This is a genomic window from Owenweeksia hongkongensis DSM 17368, from assembly GCF_000236705.1.
Taxonomy (GTDB): domain Bacteria; phylum Bacteroidota; class Bacteroidia; order Flavobacteriales; family Schleiferiaceae; genus Owenweeksia; species Owenweeksia hongkongensis.
The window spans coordinates 3,359,274-3,379,453 of record NC_016599.1; the positions used below are offsets into that span (position 1 = coordinate 3,359,274).

At 39.7% G+C, this 20,180-nt stretch carries 16 protein-coding genes, 2 tRNA genes and 1 pseudogene; 6 read left to right on the top strand and 13 right to left on the bottom strand.

What is annotated here, in order from left to right; genetic code table 11:
- Window positions 1-176: 176 nt before the first annotated feature.
- Window positions 177-1,559 carry an OmpA family protein gene (locus tag OWEHO_RS18045; protein ID WP_014203288.1) on the top strand — a complete coding sequence of 461 codons (1,383 nt, stop codon included), beginning with the start codon at window positions 177-179 and terminating at the stop codon, window positions 1,557-1,559.
- Between the two features lie 74 nt (window positions 1,560-1,633).
- Here the strand turns inward: OWEHO_RS18045 and OWEHO_RS14735 are convergent.
- From OWEHO_RS14735 to OWEHO_RS14745, 3 genes and pseudogenes are all read right to left on the bottom strand, one after another.
- Window positions 1,634-2,503: pseudogene (locus tag OWEHO_RS14735) on the bottom strand (IS3 family transposase); the annotation flags it as partial.
- A complete protein-coding gene (locus OWEHO_RS18670) occupies window positions 2,500-2,925 on the bottom strand; it encodes a helix-turn-helix domain-containing protein (RefSeq protein ID WP_014201344.1) in 426 nt (141 codons plus the stop codon). The gene OWEHO_RS18670 and the pseudogene OWEHO_RS14735, both read right to left, overlap by 4 nt.
- 140 nt (window positions 2,926-3,065) lie before the next feature.
- Window positions 3,066-3,593, bottom strand: a complete 528-nt coding sequence (locus OWEHO_RS14745) for an RNA methyltransferase (protein ID WP_014203289.1) — start codon at window positions 3,591-3,593, stop codon at window positions 3,066-3,068.
- Window positions 3,594-3,666: 73 nt separating this feature from the next.
- On the opposite strand from OWEHO_RS14745, the gene mutS reads away from it, so the two are divergent.
- From mutS to OWEHO_RS14760, 3 genes are all read left to right on the top strand, one after another.
- Complete coding sequence (gene mutS / locus OWEHO_RS14750) at window positions 3,667-6,225, top strand: DNA mismatch repair protein MutS (RefSeq protein WP_143764625.1); 2,559 nt, start codon at window positions 3,667-3,669, stop codon at window positions 6,223-6,225.
- 65 nt (window positions 6,226-6,290) lie between these two features.
- A tRNA-Gly gene (locus tag OWEHO_RS14755) sits at window positions 6,291-6,366 on the top strand.
- 105 nt (window positions 6,367-6,471) lie between these two features.
- Window positions 6,472-6,557 (top strand) — tRNA-Leu (locus tag OWEHO_RS14760).
- 390 nt (window positions 6,558-6,947) lie between these two features.
- Here OWEHO_RS14760 and OWEHO_RS14770 read toward each other — a convergent pair.
- The 4 genes from OWEHO_RS14770 to OWEHO_RS14785 form a co-directional block, all read right to left on the bottom strand.
- Entirely contained in the window at window positions 6,948-7,142 is a 195-nt protein-coding gene (locus OWEHO_RS14770; protein ID WP_014203292.1) for a hypothetical protein, read from the bottom strand.
- A 57-nt stretch (window positions 7,143-7,199) separates the two neighbouring features.
- Window positions 7,200-7,826, bottom strand: a complete 627-nt coding sequence (locus OWEHO_RS14775) for a hypothetical protein (RefSeq protein ID WP_014203293.1) — start codon at window positions 7,824-7,826, stop codon at window positions 7,200-7,202.
- A 43-nt stretch (window positions 7,827-7,869) separates the two neighbouring features.
- Window positions 7,870-8,079 carry a (4Fe-4S)-binding protein gene (locus tag OWEHO_RS14780; RefSeq protein WP_014203294.1) on the bottom strand — a complete coding sequence of 70 codons (210 nt, stop codon included), beginning with the start codon at window positions 8,077-8,079 and terminating at the stop codon, window positions 7,870-7,872.
- Window positions 8,080-8,233: 154 nt separating this feature from the next.
- Entirely contained in the window at window positions 8,234-9,118 is an 885-nt protein-coding gene (locus tag OWEHO_RS14785) for a M90 family metallopeptidase (protein ID WP_014203295.1), read from the bottom strand.
- A gap of 155 nt (window positions 9,119-9,273) precedes the next feature.
- Between OWEHO_RS14785 and OWEHO_RS14790 the strand changes: the two genes are divergently transcribed.
- Entirely contained in the window at window positions 9,274-10,689 is a 1,416-nt protein-coding gene (locus OWEHO_RS14790; RefSeq protein WP_014203296.1) for a carboxypeptidase-like regulatory domain-containing protein, read from the top strand.
- A 38-nt stretch (window positions 10,690-10,727) separates the two neighbouring features.
- Here the strand turns inward: OWEHO_RS14790 and OWEHO_RS14795 are convergent, their stop codons facing one another.
- The 6 genes from OWEHO_RS14795 to OWEHO_RS14820 form a co-directional block, all read right to left on the bottom strand.
- A complete protein-coding gene (locus OWEHO_RS14795) occupies window positions 10,728-11,309 on the bottom strand; it encodes a T9SS type A sorting domain-containing protein (protein WP_014203297.1) in 582 nt (193 codons plus the stop codon).
- 128 nt (window positions 11,310-11,437) lie between these two features.
- The gene (locus tag OWEHO_RS14800; protein WP_014203298.1) at window positions 11,438-13,480 is read right to left on the bottom strand and encodes a S9 family peptidase; all 2,043 of its coding nucleotides are present in this window, start codon (window positions 13,478-13,480) and stop codon (window positions 11,438-11,440) included.
- Window positions 13,481-13,600: 120 nt separating this feature from the next.
- The gene (locus OWEHO_RS14805) at window positions 13,601-16,141 is read right to left on the bottom strand and encodes a T9SS type A sorting domain-containing protein (protein ID WP_014203299.1); all 2,541 of its coding nucleotides are present in this window, start codon (window positions 16,139-16,141) and stop codon (window positions 13,601-13,603) included.
- 250 nt (window positions 16,142-16,391) lie between these two features.
- A complete protein-coding gene (locus OWEHO_RS14810; protein ID WP_014203300.1) occupies window positions 16,392-17,939 on the bottom strand; it encodes an Rne/Rng family ribonuclease in 1,548 nt (515 codons plus the stop codon).
- 232 nt (window positions 17,940-18,171) lie between these two features.
- A complete protein-coding gene (locus OWEHO_RS14815; RefSeq protein WP_052301147.1) occupies window positions 18,172-18,615 on the bottom strand; it encodes a tetratricopeptide repeat protein in 444 nt (147 codons plus the stop codon).
- A 67-nt stretch (window positions 18,616-18,682) separates the two neighbouring features.
- Window positions 18,683-18,988 (bottom strand): HU family DNA-binding protein, encoded by a 306-nt coding sequence (locus tag OWEHO_RS14820; protein WP_014203302.1) that lies wholly within the window; start codon window positions 18,986-18,988, stop codon window positions 18,683-18,685.
- A 123-nt stretch (window positions 18,989-19,111) separates the two neighbouring features.
- Here OWEHO_RS14820 and mutY point away from each other — a divergent pair, with 123 nt between their 5' ends.
- Window positions 19,112-20,173, top strand: coding sequence for an A/G-specific adenine glycosylase (mutY, locus tag OWEHO_RS14825; protein WP_014203303.1), 1,062 nt, complete (start codon window positions 19,112-19,114; stop codon window positions 20,171-20,173).
- The last annotated feature ends 7 nt before the right edge of the window (window positions 20,174-20,180 follow it).

Sequence of the window (20,180 nt, forward strand, 5' to 3'; positions counted from 1 at the left end):
AATTAATCTTTACATGGAGAAAGGCCTCGGAGTAATGAACAAATAATAATCTAAATTGTCATAAAAACGTTTTGTAGTCTCCACTTATTTATATTTTTGCCAAGACTTCTAAAAGGGTCTAGCTGCAAGAAGTCTGAAATATTATGAACCAAAATAGTTACCTAAAATTGATTTTTATGAAAAAGTATAGTTTACTCTTAATGTTAGCTATGGGAGTATCATTTGCCTCTGCTCAGACTACTGAGAAGATTGGTGATGCTCACGTATCTAATTACCGTGATTGGGCCGTTGGGGTGCATGTGGGAAACATGTTTACCGGTGGAGACCTTTCTAGCTTTAGTTTTAATGACGAAGACAATGATTTCCAATTTGAGCTAGGATTCGGTCTTGACGTTACAAAATACCTTAATAGTGTTTGGGGTATTAAAGCACAGGGAATGTACGGTAACATTTCTGGAACCAATGGATTAAATAGTTTTGAAAGCAAGTATTTCGATTATAGCTTAAACGCTGTAATGAATCTTAACTCACTTGTACTTAGAGCTAAGCAAAATGATAGAAGATGGGCAACTCTAGTGTCTTTGGGTATCGGAATGTCTCAAACTCAGGCTCTTCGTTCTTTCAACGGTGTTGAGGTAGCTCAGTATGGTAAAGTAGGTGACGAGAACTGGACTAATGAAGTTTTCATCCCTATGGATGTTACTTTTAAGTACCGTTTGAGCAACCTATTGGATCTTGATTTTGGTGTACAAGGAAAATACCTTTTCTCTGATATCGCTGATGGATTTGCAGGAGGACGTAACAACGATATGATTGTTTACAGCCATGTAGGTCTTAGCTTCAACTTTGGAGGTCCAAAAGAATCTACCGCTGTGATTTATACAAACCCACTTGACGGAATGTATTTTGACCTTGCTGAGGTTAAAGATAATTTCGACCAACTTACCACTGATGATGATAAGGATGGTGTGAATAACTACTTTGACAAAGACAACAGCACTCCAGAAGGAGCTGTGGTTGATGGAAGTGGTAAAGCTCTTGACGTAGATCAGGATGGTATTCCTGATAACATGGATGAAGATCCATTTACTGCTAAAGGTGCTAAAGTTGATGCTAACGGTCGTGCAGTTGATTCTGACGGTGACGGTGTAGCTGACTACATGGACAAAGAAGCTAACACTCCAGCTGGAACTATGGTGAACTTCCAAGGTCAGACTATCAAAGGTGGAATGGATAATGCGTTTATCCCTTCTGTATACTTCTCTTTCAACAGCGCGAGTATTTCTGCAGCTAACCACCAACGTTTAGCTACAATCGCTCGTTTGATGAAAAACAATCCAAATACTAAGATTGTAGTTACTGGTTCTGCTGACCCAAGAGGATCTGAAGAATATAACAAGAACCTTGGTATGAGAAGAGCTGAAGCTGTGAAGAAACAACTTTCACAAGTTTACGGTATCGATGAAGCAAGAATTGAAGCTAAGTCTGTAGGCGAAAGCGAGCAATTTGCTAACGGTCGTAACGATATCAACAGAAGAGCTGATATTACCATTAAGTAATTATATATAGTATATAATACAGTGTCCCGTCCTAAATAACCGATACAGGTTTTTATATAGATTAAACATAGTAATTAAACCTTGGTGAAGCTAGCTTCACCAAGGTTTTGTTTTTTATAGGATTTTATTTTGACCTGATCTTGTTTATGCATTTGTTCTGGAGTGTTCATTTGGCAGGAGAGGTGTGGCCTTTGTTTATTATAAATGCTTACACTGTCTTCCACCAAAGGCTTCATGATGTCTAGTTTATCGGCCTTTACTACTTCAATAAATTCTTGCTTTAAAATACCGTTTATACGTTCCGCTATGGCGTTGGCATATGGGTCATAAGACTCTGTCATGCTACAGGTTATTTTGGCTTTAGCCAGTTGTTTTTGGTAATCGGTGCTACAATATTGTAGGCCTCTGTCTGAGTGATGGATCAGAGGTTGGCTAGGGTATTTTCGATTTTTGATAGCTTGCTTTAAGGCAGATAGCGCACCATCCACACTCAAACTGTTTGATACATTGTAGCCTACTATCTTTTTTGAGTAGGCATCGGTAACTAGAGCCAGGTACATGGGGTTTTCTCGGGTACCCACATAAGTTATATCGGCCACCCAAAGCTGCTCTGGCCGGGTAATGGGTAAGTCTGCAATCACGTTTTTGTGTTTGCGGAACCTATGGTGTGAGTTGGTGGTAATATGGTATGATTTCTTGGGTTGTATTAACATGTGATTTGCTTTTAGAATGTGGAACAATTTATCGCGACCCACGCCCAGTGCTTGCAGCTCTGGCTGTAGCAAGTGGTAAAGTTTACGTGTGCCTAGCCGAGGCATGGACATGCGCTTTTCCTGCACGAGTGATACTACTTTTTGCGCACGTTGCTTTTTGGCTTCTTCGGCTTTAATGGCGCGATAATAAACTTGACGGCTATACCCGAACAATCTACAGGTAGCCGTTAGGCTTTCTTGGTAGTGTTCTTTGTATTGGTTGACTGTTCGGGTAAGGAGTTTTTTCTGATTGGAATATTGTACTCTTTCTCGGCTATATCTATCATCATATCAAAGATGATCGCCTTTTTGTCGGCTCGTTCTATTTGATGTTCCAGCTGCTTTTTCTGCTTTTCTAATAGCCGAACTTTTTGCTCTAGTTCCATCAGTTTTTGTTCTGGAGTTTTGGGCATTTGTATTGGAGTTTGATTTTCCCAATCAAAGTTACCATACTTTCTTAACCAACTCAGCACAGTACTGCGAGCCTGAATGCCATATTTTCGGACTGCTCCATGCTGACTTAACTCGCCCCGTTCTATTTCTTGGACAACTTGCAGCTTGAAGTTTAAGCTGTAATCTTTTTGTGTACGCTTTACGTAGCCATTGTCTTTCATAAGGTTACAAATTTGTGTAACGCTATTTCAGGACGTGACACAGGTAACTTATAAAAAATCCCCCTCGGCTGATGCTGAGGGGGATTTTTCATTTAGAAGGGTGGAGGAAATTTGTATGGAAGAAGCAGAGGTTTGCTGCTTTAGATAAAACGTTGGGCAGCTTGCCAAAGGGCTATTCCAGCACTTACAGAAATGTTTAAGGAGTGCTTGGTGCCAAACTGTGGAATCTCAATAGCGAAGTCGCAAAGAGCAAGAGCTTCATTACTCACACCTTTTACTTCGTTGCCAAAAATTAAAGCAACTTTATCGTGCTGTTCAAAGGGAAACTGCTCTAAAGAAATAGCTCCACTGGTTTGCTCGATAGCAATAAGAGTGTAGCCTTTTTCCTTCAGATCTTTTAAAGAATCGCTGGTTTCTACAAAGTGTCTCCAACTTACAGATTCAGTGGCACCAAGCGCAGTTTTGTTCATTTCACGATGTGGTGGTGTGGCGGTGAGTCCACAAAGGTGAAGTTCTTCTACCCTAAAGGCATCGGAAGTTCTAAAAACAGAGCCTACATTTAGTAAACTTCTAACGTTGTCAAGCACCAATACTATTGGGTTTTTCGGTGCTTCCTGAAATTCTTCGGTGCTAAGCCTATTCAGCTCGCTCATTCTTAACTTTCTCATGCTCTATTTCTATCTTAGCGGCTCACCAAAAATAGGATGAATTTTGGCCGGAAAGAGTGCAGAAACGCCTTTAATGAGGCAATACAATCAAATTAAGTCTAAATACCCTGATGCTCTTTTGCTATTTAGAGTTGGTGATTTTTACGAAACCTTTGGGCAAGATGCAGTTAAGGCTAGTAAAATCTTAGGAATTGTACTTACCAAAAGATCTAATGGAGCGGCAGCCGATATGGAGCTTGCCGGATTTCCCCACCATTCATTGGATAACTATTTACCAAAATTGGTGAGAGCCGGTCAGCGCGTTGCTATTTGCGACCAGTTGGAAGATCCAAAGCTTACCAAGAACATTGTGAAACGCGGTGTTACCGAATTGGTTACTCCGGGGGTTACTACCAGTGACCAAGTTTTAAAGTCAGGTAGCAACAACTTCCTGGCGGCCATTTACATGGAAAAGGAGCGCTTTGGAATTAGCTTTTGCGATATTTCTACAGGAGAGTTTTTGGTGGCAGAAGGAAATCATGAATATGTGGACAAGCTAATTCAGAGTTTAGCACCAAGCGAAATTCTTTTTCAAAAGAATAAATCAGCAAAATACTTTGAGCTTTTTGGCAATCGTCATTATTCTTTCGCTTTAGATGAATGGATTTTTAAGAGTGATTTTGCCAATGAAAGTCTCAATAATCATTTTAAAACTAAGTCTTTAAAAGGTTTTGGTATAGAGGGAATGGATCTGGCAATAATAGCCGGAGGAGCCATTTTTCATTACTTAAAAGAAACGCGGCATGATCAACTAGGGCACATTACAGGGGTTAGTCGCATAGAGCGTGAAGAGTTTGTATGGATGGATCGTTTTACCATTCGCAACCTTGAACTTTTTAATAGCAATTCTCCTGACGGTGTTTCACTTCTCGATGTGATAGATCATACACAATCTCCTATGGGGAGTAGGTTGTTAAAGAGATGGTTGGCTATGCCACTTAAGAAAGTGGCAGCTATTGAGGATCGTCAACTTACCGTTGAGGCTTTTATGAAAAAGCACGAGCTGGCGGAAGATATAGCTCAATTGCTTCAGGAAATACATGATTTAGAGCGATTGGTTAGTAAGCTGAGTACTGGTAAAATTCACCCCAAAGAACTGCTTCAGCTAAAGAAAGGGTTGGAGTTTTCTAACGCTATAAAGAAAAAGTGTGCTAAGGTAAAGCAGCTTTCCCTCATTGCGGACCAGCTGCATGAATGTCTGAAGCTAATTGAATTAGTTTCCACTTCTATAAAGGAAAACCCATCAGTTCAAATTTCAAAGGGAGATGTGATTGCTGATGGTGTATCAGCAGAGCTTGATGATCTTAGAGATATTTTAAATTCCGGCAAGGATAAGCTTCTTGCTATTCAAAAACGAGAAGCTGAGGCTACGGGGATTTCCAACCTCAAGATTGCTTTTAATAATGTGTTTGGCTATTACCTGGAGGTAAGAAATACGCATAAAGATAAGGTGCCTGCTGAATGGGTGCGCAAGCAAACTCTGGTAAGTGCTGAGCGATATATTACAGAAGAGCTTAAGGAATACGAACAGAAAATTCTTGGTGCTGAAGACAAAATTTTAGCTATTGAGCAAAAGCTTTACAATGATGTATTGGAGAAGGCGCTGTCCTACTTGCCACAAATTCAGCAAAATGCCCAAGTGCTTGCCCGAATAGATTGCCTTTTGTCTTTTGCGCTTTTAGCTAAAAGTATGAATTACGTAAAGCCTTCGATGGATGATAGCTATAAACTTGACATCAAAGGAGGTCGTCATCCTGTAATTGAGCGACAGCTTGCCGCAGGTGAGGATTATATTAGTAATGATGTGCTTCTTGATAGGGAGGAGTTTCAGATATTGATGATTACCGGACCTAACATGTCCGGTAAGTCAGCATTGCTTAGGCAAACGGCATTGATAAGCCTAATGGCTCAGATAGGGTGTTATGTTCCCGCAAAGGCGGCCAGTTTAGGTGTGGTAGATAAGATATTTGTAAGGGTAGGGGCTTCGGATAACATAAGTCAGGGTGAATCAACCTTTATGGTAGAGATGAGCGAAACAGCCTCTATTTTGAATAACTTATCCGATCGAAGTCTTGTGCTGCTTGATGAAATTGGACGAGGGACAAGCACCTATGATGGTATTTCTATAGCGTGGTCAATAGCTGAGTTTTTACATGAGCATCCAAGTAGGGCAAAAACTTTGTTTGCAACGCACTATCACGAGCTCAATGAAATGGAGGGAGCTTTTGAGCGCATTCGCAATTTTAACGTAAGTGTAAAAGAGGTAAATAACAGCATCATATTTATGCGTAAGCTAAAACCAGGAGGCAGCGAACATAGTTTTGGTATTCATGTGGCCAAAATGGCTGGTATGCCTGGCTTAGTTGTTAATCGGGCCGAATCGGTGTTAAAGGAGCTTGAAAAGAGTAGAAGTTCGGGTGATAAAAAGAACGGAAAAGCAAAAGATGAGATGCAATTAAGTTTTTTTAAGTTGGATGATCCGATCTTAGAAGAATTGAAAGAAGAGATTACGAATTTGGATATCAATACCTTAACGCCAGTAGAGGCTTTAATGAAATTAAACGGCATCAAAAAAAAGTTAGGAGGGGTATAAAAATGTTTGCACAGGTTTAAAAAAGTATATTATATTTGCACTCCCGTTTACGGGGAGAGTGAAATGCGAGAGTAGCTCAGCTGGTAGAGCACGACCTTGCCAAGGTCGGGGTCGCGGGTTCGAATCCCGTCTCCCGCTCCAAATTAAAGCCCCTCTTTATGAGGGGTTTTTAGTTTAAAAGTAAAATGTAGAAGGTGTAAACCTGAAGCATTAAAATCTCAACCCTCTGCTTTTAATAGTAGAGTCGCCCTGGTGGTGGAATTGGTAGACACGCAGGACTTAAAATCCTGTGATCAGCAATGGTCGTGCGGGTTCAAGTCCCGCCCGGGGCACGAAAAAGCCGAAGTAGAAATACTTCGGCTTTTTGCTTTATGCCCTTTATAGACATTATCAGTATTTGTCTTAGGTTATACTCGGTTAGAACTATAAGAGCCTAACCTATTACTAGAAGGTTTTCCAAAGTTTGTCTTTGTCCACTCAGCTCATTGATTTGTGATAGTAGTTTTTTTCTATAATTAATCTTGAGTTGAGAAGATTTTTGGAGCCTACGCTTTTTGTCTAGCAGTTCTGTCGTTATCCAATTTAATCTATGGATAAGATCCTTTTCGGTGGTTATCATAATGTTATGGGGTTTGATGGAAAGCTAATTTACCCATACTCTGAATTCTTTACATCCCTGAATTTGGGTAATTATAATATCCGAGCCTTGAAATAATTATTACTTACTTTTTTCTTACCATAACCAACCCTATAATTAGTACGGCTAAGCTAATTATGAGTGGGGTCCAATTGGCGGAACTAATTGCTATATCCAGTCCTAAAAAGTTAAAACTTTCAGAATCATTAATTGCCTGAATACCAAAAATGATGCTTGTGATAAGTCCAACTACCGTAAGTATTCCTCCTAAAATTTTCATGAGGTTGATTTTTAAAGTGAATGACTTGATGACAACTGAAACCTATATTTGTTCAGATTAGTGACTTTGTAGGTAGTTAACTTCTAATAAAGGATAGTGTAGATTTTTTGGGTGCTTAAGGCTAAGTTCCTCTACTAGTCTAAATGCTCGGGAGCAGCCCTTTTTTTCGATTTTACAAAGCAAGCAATATGCGTAAGCTAGGTGGTATTCGGCTAATGAATCATTAGGAGCATTGTCCAAAGCTTCACTGAAATTACCAATTGCAAAAAAGTAATTCCCAGCTTCCATTTTTTCTAACCCTTCTTTAATGTTGGTTTTATATTCTTCAGACTGCTGCCTTTTATAATAAACCTCTTTCTCCTCCCATTTTTGAAGATTTTGCGAAACCAAATTTGTATAAATCAAATGAATACCTATTGTAATAATCGTGGTTGAAATTATTGTAGCTATTACAGTTATTATAATTTCCTTTTTTCGCTGTTTTACAATCCGATCACGTATTTTTTTTAGGTCAGATTGGCTTGGAGAAGGGGCTTTTAGGATACCAGCCGAAGCCTTAGTGTATCGTTTCTTTATTTCTCCAAATGTTCTATCGCGCTCAAATAGAATCTTCCGCTTACGCAAAAGGTCTTTATTAGCCCTTAGCGTATGAATCATGGCTTGTGCTGAGCCGCCCCATCCCATCTAATAAGTTTTTATTGATATGCGTATAATCTGACAGGCCAACTTAGTTTTCTCTATAGCTTAAAGCCTCAGAAGGACAATGATCAATTTGGTTTTTGAGTTCCTCAATGCTGGCATTCTCAGCCTTTATCCAAGGTCTCTCTTTGGGATTGTAAACTTGGGGAAGCATTTTGACACAAATTCCTGCATGAGCACATCTTTCGGGTCGCCATATTACAGTAAGATTTTCATTGGAGTATTCTTTTTGGCTCATCACAGTTTGCTTTTATCATCTAAATTTAATTAAAACCAATCCAAAACGAGAGTGATTTTGAAGCCAATTTAATTGTTCTACTGCAAAGTCGGTTCTGCCATCCTTGATACTTATTAATGTAGACCCTGTTTCATGGTTGATTAAATATTAAGTTTCAATCTTGGGTCATGCAGCACTTTTTAAACTTTTTACTACTACCGCAAGGGCATTTGTCATTGCGCCCGATTCTGCGCTGAGTTGTATTTTCATTTTTAAAGCTACTGGCAAGATTATTTTGAAACACCATTGAAAGCACCTCGTATAGTGCAGGGTGCTTGTCTTTTAGGAGTTTTGGCCGTTCAAAAAAGTATTCTCCTGCAACAGCCAAAAACTCTTGCTTATTGGTGGCTCCATAAATATTGATATCGCTTTTGCCCTCAAGCATTTGCTCTGTGTTGTCTCGTATTAATTTCAACCATGGCATTACAGCTTGGTTTTTCATTATTACGTGAGGAATACCATCAGTGGTCCCATCTTCTTTATCAAACAGGTGTATAAATTCATGTATGCCTACATTCTTCTTGTCGCTTGTATTGTCAAAACCTAGGCGCAAGGCAGGCTTGGAAAATATCACAATATTGTTCATTACACCCCCGCTGCCTACCATTCCGCTTATGGTTCTTTTTTCTGAAGTAAAATCAAAATTTTGGTCAAAAAGGTCGGGGTATAAGAGAACTTCATGCAAGCTGCGATATTCCCACTCAGGAAATGCAAAAACAGGGATTACAGCACTTGAAGCTACTAAAAGCCGATCTTCAATGTCGATGGTTGTTTTGATGCCAGTTATACGCACACGGCCCAAAAATCTCAGAATATCTTTTTCAAAACGTTCTTTATCTTCTGCCGAAAGGCTGGCATAAAAATTTACTTCACTAAATAAAAACGTCCGCCACTTTTGTGGAAAAGTCTCTGGAATGGGAAAACCGCTTTTTCTGCCTTTTGGGCGGAAAATTAACCAAACGATGAGGGCTACAAATAATAGGAGGGAGAATGTAGTCAAGGGAGTAAATATTTTTTGGAGTGGCAATTTACTAAACTATAGTGCTGACATTGTAGGCAAGGCTTATATTTCAGATTTTAAGAATATCTGTTTTTTACGTGCGTTAATTTGTAATCAAGAAAACTAAACTAACTTCTCGAACGCTTAACATTATAATGAAAAACTTATTGCTCCTACTTTTTGGATTACTCTTTTATCCAGCTTTTTCTCAAGTCCAACTAAAGGGAAAGATTACAGATGCAGAGTCTGGAGAAACCATTCCTTATGCAAATGTTTACCTGAAAAATCAACCAATTGGTACTACAGCTTTTCGTGATGGTAGCTTTAGCTTAAAGCTGGATAGTGCATCTCATGACAGCATAATCTTTTCGATTATTGGCTATGAGCCCAAGTCTCTTTTTCTGCCAAGTGTCATCAACAAAAAGTTTGTAACTGTTAAGCTAGAGCCAACTCAGGAGGAATTGAAGGAAGTGAAAGTTCTTCCGCGAAAGTTGAAAAGCTATGAGGCAGGATTGGTGAAATCGAGAGCATCCACTGGAAATGGAACTTGGGTGGATAAACCTGAAGCGCGTTTTATTCCAAACGAATATCAATTGAGCAGTTTTGTTAAGAGTATTGCTGTGTACGTTAGAAAGCAGGGAATTCCTGAAGCCCCATTCAGGGTGAACTTGTTAAAGGTAGATAGAAAAACTGGGGGGCCTGGGGAGCCTTTGGCTAAAAGAGACTTTATTACAAAAGCGGTCGAACCGGGAAATGAATGGGTTACTATTGAATTTCATCAGGAACTAATCATATTTCCTACTGAAGGTTTCTTTGTTGTCGTACAGTCTCTACCCATCGATTCTATTCAGTTAGAGGAATACAAAGAAAGGTTGCCAGATTTTGAAGAGTGGGAAGTTAAGACTTCAGCTCCCGTTTTTGGTTATTCTTTTGAGCCTTATGCTGATGCCGCAAGGGATAATTGGAGCTACTATAATGAAGGTAGAGGTTGGAGGCCGTTTTGGAGAGATAATTATCCAAAGCTAGATTCTGTAAGTAGTGGTATCACTTCAGGAAGAGCCTCAAGCCTAATGATAAAAGCCGAAATCAATTATTATGCTGACCAAAAATTAAAGGTCAAAGACCTGAAAACTAAGAGAGCTGTGAAGAAGGTTTTTGATCGTCCTGATGAGAACACTTTGAAATATCCGCAGTCTATTCCTTCTTATTTGTTGAGTTCATTAAAGCAAGCTTTTGAAGCCAATGACTTGGCGTATGCTTGCAGTTATCTCGTTTATTATGATGATAAAGATGAGTTAGAGGAAACCATGGCTTTTTTGGAAAGTATGAAGGATACCCTAGGGGAGGCTCGGTTGACGGAAAAGGAGATTGAGAATGTAAAGGTCTTGTTAAGTTCATTAGAAGCAGAGCTTCAAAACCTGAAACCTTCCGATGGGAAGAGATTTATTTTTGGATTAAAACTTAAGGATAAACTATTCTATTTTCAAAACAAAGATGGGGTCTGGAAGATAAACCCGAGGAGTACTTCGTTGCTACAAAACCGAGAAATAAAAATCCCCGCCAGATTTTGAAAACTGGTCGGGGATTGTAGTTTATCCAAACAAATTCTCTATTTCTTCATAAAGCGAATTCGTTCAATGTTTTCACCTTCTCCTAGCACTAAAATGTATGTGCCGGCATTGAGCTCGGTTACATTTATAGTTTCAGTTACATTCTCAAAGCGCTTTACTACTTTGCCATCAAGGCTATAAACAAAAACATCTTGTGGCGCTGAAAGATTAATGTGAAGCTCACTTTCTACAGGATTTGGGTACAAAGTATGACTTCCTAAGTGGACTTCAGAAACGCCAACAGTTGGGTTTACCATTATCATTCCTTTCATACCTTGAGATATATGGTTATCACAGATGTAATATTTTGCTCCAAGGGTGGAAGCTACAAATAAACCCTGCCCACTTGGAAATGAAAAGCCTCCGGGAAGAGCTGAGCTGCCGTTTGAGTTGTAGGTGGTAAGATCAACTTCGGTAGTAGGGTGAGTACTTCCTACATCAAAAATTATAGTGTCACCCAAGTTTACAATAACGGTGTCAGGAGTGTACTCTACACCTACGGCTGCAATAGTGTGAGAAGTTTGGGCATGTAGGCTTACAGCCATAAAACTGACAAATAGTAAGAATAGTAATTTTTTCATGTGATTAAGTTTAGAATTATTAGAATGTAGTGAATTTCAATGAATTAACATTGTTGGGGTTCAATTTGTTTACGAATAAAAAAAGGCCACCGTTGGGTGACCTTTTAGAAGTTATTTTAAGTTGAAGCTTAATCTTTCAACCACTGATCTAACCAACCAAAAAATTGATCGTGCCAGATAAGCCCGTTCTGTGGGTTTAGCACCCAATGTCCTTCATTTGGGAAGTATAAGAATTTGCTAGGCACTCCGCGTAGCTGAGCAGCTTGAAATGCAGCCATTCCTTGCGCTTCGGGAACTCTAAAATCTTTACCACCATGAATTACCAAAATAGGAGTGTCCCAATTTTGAACATAATCTTTTGGGTCAAACTTGGAGTAAGTTTCTTTGTTTTCAGGCATCCAGAATGGTCCGCCTAAATCCTGATTTGCGAAAAAAAGTTCTTCGGTAGTTAGGTACCAGTTTTCTAAATCAAAAAGTCCGCAGTGTGAAATAAATGCGCTGAATCTCTTGTCGTGATTTCCGGCAAGGTAGTACACAGAATATCCACCATAGCTAGCACCCACGGCTCCAAGCTTGCTTTCGTCTACATAACTTTCTTTGCTCACATCATCAATAGCAGCTAAGTAATCTTTCATGGCTTGGCCGCCCCAGTCACCAGAAATTTCCTCGTTCCATTCTTTACCAAAACCAGGAAGTCCTCTTCGGTTTGGAGCTACTACAATATAACCATTTGCGGCCATCAATTGAAAGTTCCAGCGGAAGCTGTAAAACTGTGAAACCTGAGATTGTGGTCCACCCTGGCAGTAAAGTAGTGTTGGGTATTTTTTGTTTGGATCAAAATCCGGGGGGTAAATTACCCAAGTCAGCATGTCTTTTCCGTCACTCGTTTTTACCATTCTCTTTTCTACTTTACTTGTAGAAAGTGTGCTGTAGATTTCATCATTTTCATGAGTAAGCTGTTTGGCCTCTCCTTTTTTCAGGGAAACATTATACACTTCCGTTGCATGGTTCATATCCTGACGGTCTACTATCAGTGATCTTCCTGCAATTTCGAAGTGGTTGTAGTTGAAGTCTCCTTTAGTAACTTTCTTATAGTCTACACCTTTTGATGAGTAAGTGATTTGATAAACGTGATTGCTGCCATTGGTAGGTACACCTGCAAAAATGTTGTTATTGTCCTTCCACGCAAAGCTCTGGAAAGTCATCTCGTCATATTTGTTGGTAGCTTGTAGCAAATGGGTTTTCTCGCCAGTAGCTACGTTCATAATGATAATATCATTCACATCACTTTCATAACCCGGGGTTTTCATGCTCATCCAGGCAAGCTTGCTACCATCAGGCGAAAACTTGGGTTCTTTGTCATAGCCTTCCATACCCTCGGTGATGTTGGTGGTTTTGCCTGTAGATAAATCTACCATATAGAGTTCGGAGTTGGTGCTTTGTGCCCAATCTTTACCGCTCAATTTTTTGGCTTCATACACCACCGATTTTCCGTCAGGGCTAAGTGAGTAAGATTCACCTCCTCCAAAAGGATTTACAGGAGCGTCAAACTTTTCTCCTTCCATTAGATCTTGATGCTCTGTAATGTTTTCATCTCCTTCGTTAGCATAAGCTATGCACACATGGTTATAGTCCGCATCGCTCCAACTGTCCCAATGGCGATACATCAAGTTGTCAATTACCACAGCTTCGGCCTTGGTGTAATCAGGGTATAGGTCTGCCGTGGTTTTTTCAAGCTTTACACTTTTGGAGAAAACCAATGCAATTCGCCCGTCAGGTAAATCATAAGCATTGATGTTAGAAATCCCACCTTCTATATTGGTCAATTGCTTGCGCTCGGTGCCATCAGCATTCATTATATGAAACTGACCTTTGTGAGAAAAGCCAATTTTTTTTCCGTCCATGAGGTAGGTAGCTCCATATTCTGAGCCCTCCATATCAGTAAGCTGCTTTTTGCTTTTACCATCTGTGCCCATAAGATATAGGTCACGGTTGGATGAATTGTCTTCGGTGTTGTATTGAGATACACCATAGATGAAATTTTTTCCGTCAGGCGAAACGGTTTCTAAACTTACTCGGCTTAAATCCCAAAGTAATTCAGGCGTCATTACTTGCTGCGCACTAAGTGTGAATGCGCACGCTGCTAATGCTGGAGCTAATATATTTTTCATTGAAATTTGTTTTGGAGCCCCGAATTTAAACAAACTACAGCAATGAGTAGGCGAAAACAGAAAGCCCTTCTCGGTAAAGAAGGGCTTTCACAATTTAACACAATAACCGAATAAGACTTTTTAAGGAGTAATGATAATCTGTTGACGATCTATAAAAGAATGCTCTTCTTGAATGGTTTCAAAAATGTAGCACCCAGGTGCAAGGTCGTCAAGACTGAATTCATGAATATTATTGCCACTGTTGGCGTCAATAGTTTGCAACTGCTGATTAGTACGTCCATCAAGAGAATATAGACGAGTGTTTACTTTACCACCATTAGCCAGACTTAGTTTTATTTTAAAGTTTCCTTTTGACGGATTTGGGAAAATTGAAACATGGTTACTGTAGGTTCTCTTTTCTAGAAGGGAAACAGAAGAGCTTACGGTATTACTGTCAAGCTTTATTAGTATTGGAGCCGCAGACAGATTTAAAGTCATTTCACCGTTTTTGTTTTTAGGAAGGGTGGTCAATGCTGGTACATTAGACAGCCCATCATAAACCCATACTGAATCAGCTTCGTAACCTTTGTTTACTTGAAGAGAAGTAGTGGAGGAGCTGCTAGCATCTACTGGTTTCCAGGCTACCACGTGAGTTGGTTTGCCTAAAGAGTCACCATAGAGGTAAGCCCAAGCATCATCCGTTTCTGAAATTACTTCAAGAAAATAGGAGTCACCCATCTTTTCTAGAAGATGTTCTACAGTGTAGAATGCTTTTTTGGGAGCGAAATTTACATTTTTGGAGCCCGTGAGTCCACTACGAGTGTATAAGCTGGAGCCAAAGGGTAGGTTTCCATAAAAAAACCAGGTTGCCCTATCTATTCCTAGTCTATCTAGCATAAAAAGTCCTCGGGCAGCGTACATAGCTTGTGCTTCTTCGCTTACACATTCATTATGTGAGCAAGGTTCTCCGGCACCATCTGAGTCCCATCCCCACTCTGACATGTATATTTTTTTGCCAGGCATGTTTGCATCCCTAAACTTTATGTCGCTCACAATGCCGCGCATGGTGGAAGCAGGGTTTTCAGGGAATGTTGCTACTCGGTACCCTGTAGTGCCATCATTTATGTAGCTATAGTGATGCACGTTTAGTCCATCAAGGTATTGTGCGGTACTTTTAGGTAGGCGAACCCCCATGTAGTTTCGGCCTGTAGCCGTTTTTTCTGAATGAGGATCTGCAGACTGCAGAGCGCATGAGAAAACTTCCATAGCTGGGTCTGCATCTTTTGCTCCCTTGGCCATTCCTAACAGCACATTTTTATAAAAAGTTGAATCATAGTCCCAAGGCTCGTTACCTACCTCCATGGTTGTTACTAGGCCATTCCCATTTGTTGGCCCAAAATAGGATGCAAATGAATAGCCGTAATTATATGCCGCTTGATAAGGGTTATTCCATAGATTTTCAGGAAGCCATGACGAAGTAAACTGTATTGAAGTCTGAACTACAAGACCCGCGTTTTTCCAGTGTTGATATTCTCTGTCCCAATCTAACCATGACTGGTTTAAGGACCCTGGCATTCCTGTGTAAGTAGGGGTAATATCTGGGTCGGCAACGTCCCATACCATGTTATGATAATTGCGCGCATGGTTAGCCACACGGCTATATAGGTTTGTTGCTTTGTTGCTAGAGGCAAGATCAGAGTAGTCGGAGGTGCCCCAGCCCCAAATGGCGTTTATTCCTAACATGTCTTTAAATGGTCTAGTTGATGGTTTGGAAGAAGGCATTGCTCCAAATAGCCCATTTTGGTCAAAAACCTTTATTTCACTAACGGCAGCCCTTTTATAATCAAGTAGCTTCATATAGGTTCTTATCTTGAGATACCTGCCTTGTGCAGTTGGTTTTACTTCATATGGAATGGAAAAATACAAGTCATTATTTGCTGTGATAATTTTTGTCCAAGTGGTTTGGTCTGAACTGGAATAAACGATCACCGAGTCAGCATTTGGACTTGAATAAGCTTGAAGATAAACCCAGCCAATATTTTGGATAGAGCCTAAATCTATATCTAGGTCTTCAAAAACAATCGGGGCCATTACAGCCAATTCCTCAACGGAAAACGAAGTATTACTAGAAAGTTTTATCGCTGAAACCGTTTTTGGAGTATAAAATTTTTCATACGAATAATTACTGGCTGAAGTGAACTGGCCAATAATTGTACTATCTCCGTTAGGCTCAAAAACTGTAAGATCTACATTGCCACTGCTGATGTATGCCTTAAAGGTGATAAGCGAAAGCTTACTCGCTGAAGCTAAATTTAGCTTTACAAAGCTTTTCCCGTTAGTATTTGTTGCAAAGTTGGCTGCGCCACTGTTGCTACCGTCTGTAAGTTTGGCAATGTCAGTCGATGTGCTGTTTCTTGAGGGCTGAAGGGCAAGTAGCAAGTTTTGATTTCCGTCAGAAAAAAAACCTGTAGGCAGAGGACTTTTGGATTCCCAAGTGGTACTCTCGTCTCCATCTACACTGTTGGCGGCTACTTTTGCCCCGTTTTCAGATGAGGCAGTGACAATTGCCGTTCTGGTTAATGATGGATTTACACCTGCGTTTCTATTCCATTGCGAAAAAAGAGAACTTGTACTGAGTAACAAGCAGCCGAAAAGCTGCCAACTTGATTTGGTTGGATTCATTTTGAGTAGTTTTAAATTTCAATGACTGGGGCTAAATTAGAAATCTTTATTCCAAATCCTAATCCTAATTCATTGAAAAACAGAAAGTTAAAAACTCAAAATAGAATTAAAGAGAATGTAATTGCTTGAAAATCAATATTGCTGATTGGTGGAAAATCAGCAGAAAAAAAGTGCAAGAAATTTTGAGAGAAAAAAAGGTCAGTTTATTAGAAAAAGAAAAGCCCCTCAATGTGAGGGGCTTTATAATCAATTAGTTAAACTCGAACTTTTCGTCCTTGGTATTATAGAAGTGGTATTCTAAAAACTTAAAGGAGTCACGGGGAATGACTTTAAGGTTCTTATGATATTTCTTAGACCACTTTCTACGTACACTGCTAAAAATACCTTTAGTAAGGTAAGCAGCAATAAATGGGTGGGTGTGTAGGAAAATATTCTTGTCCTTTTCCTGAGTAGAAATCAGGTCAAGTTTATTTTCTATCTCATCAATTATAAGAATTGGAGCTTCTACTTCTCCATTTCCATCAGGGTTTTCTTCCCTGGTTTGGATATTCATTTCGGGGCGTACACGCTGGCGTGTAATTTCTACTAGTCCAAAGCGACTTACTGGAAGGATTTTATGTTTAGCACGGTCCGTTTTCATTACCTCTTTCAGCTTCTCAAAAAGCTTCTTGCGGTTTTCGGCACGGTGCATGTCGATAAAATCTATCACAATAATTCCTCCCATATCACGAAGTTGTAGCTGACGCGCTACTTCTTCGGCTGCAGCCAAATTCACCGTAAGTGCATTGGCTTCCTGGTTGTCATTACTGTTGGTTCTGTTACCACTATTCACATCAATTACGTGCATAGCTTCCGTGTGCTCTATAATTAAGTAGGCACCTTTACCCATAGAAACTGAGCGTCCGAATGAACCTTTGATTTGTCTTTCGATACCAAAGTGTTCAAAAATTGGAACACGGCCATCATAATATTTGGCCATATCTTCCATTCCTGGTTCGATAGACTTTAAGTAAGCTTTTACTTCTTCGGTAAGATCCTTGTCATTGGTTACAATGCTATTGAAAGAATCATTGAGGATGTCGCGAAGTAAGGAAGATACGCGGTTTAGCTCACGAAGCGCACGCTCCGGTGCTTTTACGCGTTGTATTTGGCGATGTAGCTGTTTCCACTTTCCTACCAAATCCTGAAGATCGGCATCCAGTTCGGCCACTGAGCAATCCTGCGCAGCGGTTCTTACAATTACACCAAAGCCTTTTGGCTTAATGCTTTGAATCAATCTGCGCAGTCGATCTTTTTCTTCTCTGTCGCGCAGCTTTGAGCTTACACTAATTCTTTCTGAAAAAGGAACTAGTACGATAAAACGTCCGGCTAATGAAAGCTCAGAAGTAATTCGAGGTCCTTTGGTGGAAATAGGTTCTTTGGCTATTTGCACCACTTGTGTTTGACCGGTTTTTAATACCTGGTCTATACTGCCATTTTTATCAATGTCCGATTCAGCTTGAAAGTCAGTTAATGACCATCGCTGTTTACCGGTAAGGGTTCTCTTGGTAAATTTATTGAGCGACTTTATCTGCGGACCAAGGTCATGATAATGCAAGAATGCATCTTTTTCATAGCCTACATCTACAAATGCAGCATTAAGTCCGGGAACAACCTTTTTGATTTTTCCCAGATAAATGTCGCCTACAGCAAAGTCTTCCGCATTGTCATAATGCAGCTCGGTAAGTTTACCATCCCTAAGTAGCGCTATGGCTACTTCATTGGCAGTACTTGAATTAATTATTAATTCTGTACTCACCTTATGTTTTTTTAAATCCGTGTGAAAGACTGAATTTCTATGGATACAATGAAACACCAAAAGCACCTGCAAAGAGGTGCTTGAGGTTTAGAAATCCAACAATTTCATAGGAATGAAATTATTTCTTCTTGTGACGGTTCTTTCTTAAACGCTTTTTACGTTTGTGAGTAGCCATCTTATGTCTTTTTCTTTTCTTTCCGCTTGGCATAATTCTTAAATCTTTAAATTAATACTATTCTAATTCTGGTAATTCCTTTTTGTACTCATTCCCTGTTTCTTCATTAACCAGGGTTAGGGTCTTCTCAAAACTTTGCTTGGCATTGATGGTATCTCCAATGTTTAATTGGGATTTAGTGAGCAGGTACCAAGCGTCAGCATTTTCAGGCTGCTGCTCAATTACTGTTTCAAATCTACCAACAGCTTTAGCATATTGTCCGGTTTGCATCGAAAGCATTCCAAGAGTAAAGTTGGCCTTTACATTTCCCGGGTACTTTTCGGCAACTTCTCTTATCTTCAAAATCCCTTGCATAGGGGGTACTTCTCCGGATTGCAACTGCCTCAAAGCTTCATCAACCATAGCATCTGGGTCGCCTTGGTTTTCTGAAGTTTCTTCCTCAGATACAACTGTTGTTTCATCAGTTGCAGCTACAGAAGTGGCGGGTGTTACCGGTGACATGTATAAGAATGCGAGTAGGAGCATTCCAAATAGGATCAATATGAAGAGACCTTTATTCAAAATGAGCTTAAGCGTTTGCTGTTTCTTTTACCTTCACCTTTTTCTTTACTGCTTCTACAAAAGTTTTTGCAGGCTTAAAAGATGGGATATTGTGAGCAGGAATGATAATCGTTGTGTTTTTTGAGATGTTACGTCCGGTTTTCTCAGCTCTCTTCTTGATAATAAAGCTACCAAAACCTCTCAAGTACACGTTGTCTCCAGTTTCCAAAGAATGTCTTACTTCCTTCATGAAAGCCTCTACAGTGGCTTGAACGTCAGCTCTTTCCATACCAGTCTTGTCAGAAATCCTGGTTACAATGTCCGCTTTAGTCATTATATCTATTAATTAATTATTAAACTCCTTAATTTTGAGGGGTGCAAATATAAAGTGAATTTATGGTTTTGGGAAATGGACTGACCCAAATTTTTTTTCGTAAGTCCTTCAAAAACAAATATTTTGCAGAAACCTACTTTTCAATCTTCCATTTTAGGCTGGTATTACCGTCATAAGCGCGACTTACCATGGAGAAAATCGAACGATCCTTACATCATCTGGCTGTCTGAAATAATTTTGCAGCAAACGAGAGTAAATCAAGGTTTGCCTTATTTTGAAAAGTTTGTAAAGAATTACCCTAAAGTTGAGGATTTAGCGAAAGCTAAAGAAGATCAAGTCTTAAAAGATTGGGAAGGTTTAGGGTATTATAGTAGAGCTCGCAATCTTCATGCTACAGCAAAACATGTTTCTGAAAACCTCGATGGTGATTTTCCAAAAAAGTATGATGAGCTATTAAAACTAAAAGGAGTGGGCAGTTATACAGCTGCAGCTATTAGTTCTTTTGTGGCTGGCGAGCCTAGGGCTGTTTTGGATGGGAACGTATTTCGGGTTCTGTCCAGATATTTTGCGATAAGCACACCAATAAATACAACAACTGGTAAGAAGGAGTTTGAACAACTGGCGAATAAAATGCTGGACACCAAATCTCCAGCAGACTATAATCAAGCAATAATGGAGTTTGGAGCGGTACAGTGTGTTCCTAAAAATCCTAAATGTGGCGAATGTGTATTAAACGAAAGTTGCACCGCTTACGCGGAAAGAAATGTGACTGACTTTCCCGTAAAGGAAAAGAAGAAGTATGATCGCCAGCGATACCTTACTTATTTGCTTATTAATAATGGAGGGAAGATTGCCGTGCAGCAAAGAGTGGAAAAAGATATTTGGAGACAGCTTTTTCAATTCCCACTTATTGAAGCAGATGCTTTATTAAACCCGGCTGAAGTTATTGAATCAATTAACAAGGATGGATTATTAGTAAAGGAAGTGGTGGACTTAAAGCCACATAAATTGAGTCACCAAACTATCCATTGCCGAATTGTGCTGATAGATATAAATAAGAATTTGAAACTGTCTATAGCCAAGGATGCACAATGGGTGGCAAAAGAGAAGTTGATTGAATATGCTTTTCCAAAGCCATTGCGGGCTTATTTGGATAGAAAACAGCTAACTTTGCCCATTGATTAGAGAGCGT

Bases quoted from the DNA above. Each gene is read 5' to 3' on its own strand.
- OWEHO_RS18045 (WP_014203288.1), top strand. From the start codon at position 177: ATGAAAAAGTATAGTTTACTCTTAATGTTAGCTATGGGAGTATCATTT.
- OWEHO_RS18670 (WP_014201344.1), bottom strand. From the start codon at position 2,925: ATGAAAGACAATGGCTACGTAAAGCGTACACAAAAAGATTACAGCTTA.
- OWEHO_RS14745 (WP_014203289.1), bottom strand. From the start codon at position 3,593: ATGAGAAAGTTAAGAATGAGCGAGCTGAATAGGCTTAGCACCGAAGAA.
- mutS (WP_143764625.1), top strand. From the start codon at position 3,667: ATGAGGCAATACAATCAAATTAAGTCTAAATACCCTGATGCTCTTTTG.
- OWEHO_RS14770 (WP_014203292.1), bottom strand. From the start codon at position 7,142: ATGAAAATTTTAGGAGGAATACTTACGGTAGTTGGACTTATCACAAGC.
- OWEHO_RS14775 (WP_014203293.1), bottom strand. From the start codon at position 7,826: ATGGGATGGGGCGGCTCAGCACAAGCCATGATTCATACGCTAAGGGCT.
- OWEHO_RS14780 (WP_014203294.1), bottom strand. From the start codon at position 8,079: ATGAGCCAAAAAGAATACTCCAATGAAAATCTTACTGTAATATGGCGA.
- OWEHO_RS14790 (WP_014203296.1), top strand. From the start codon at position 9,274: ATGAAAAACTTATTGCTCCTACTTTTTGGATTACTCTTTTATCCAGCT.
- OWEHO_RS14795 (WP_014203297.1), bottom strand. From the start codon at position 11,309: ATGAAAAAATTACTATTCTTACTATTTGTCAGTTTTATGGCTGTAAGC.
- OWEHO_RS14800 (WP_014203298.1), bottom strand. From the start codon at position 13,480: ATGAAAAATATATTAGCTCCAGCATTAGCAGCGTGCGCATTCACACTT.
- OWEHO_RS14805 (WP_014203299.1), bottom strand. From the start codon at position 16,141: ATGAATCCAACCAAATCAAGTTGGCAGCTTTTCGGCTGCTTGTTACTC.
- OWEHO_RS14815 (WP_052301147.1), bottom strand. From the start codon at position 18,615: ATGTCACCGGTAACACCCGCCACTTCTGTAGCTGCAACTGATGAAACA.
- OWEHO_RS14820 (WP_014203302.1), bottom strand. From the start codon at position 18,988: ATGACTAAAGCGGACATTGTAACCAGGATTTCTGACAAGACTGGTATG.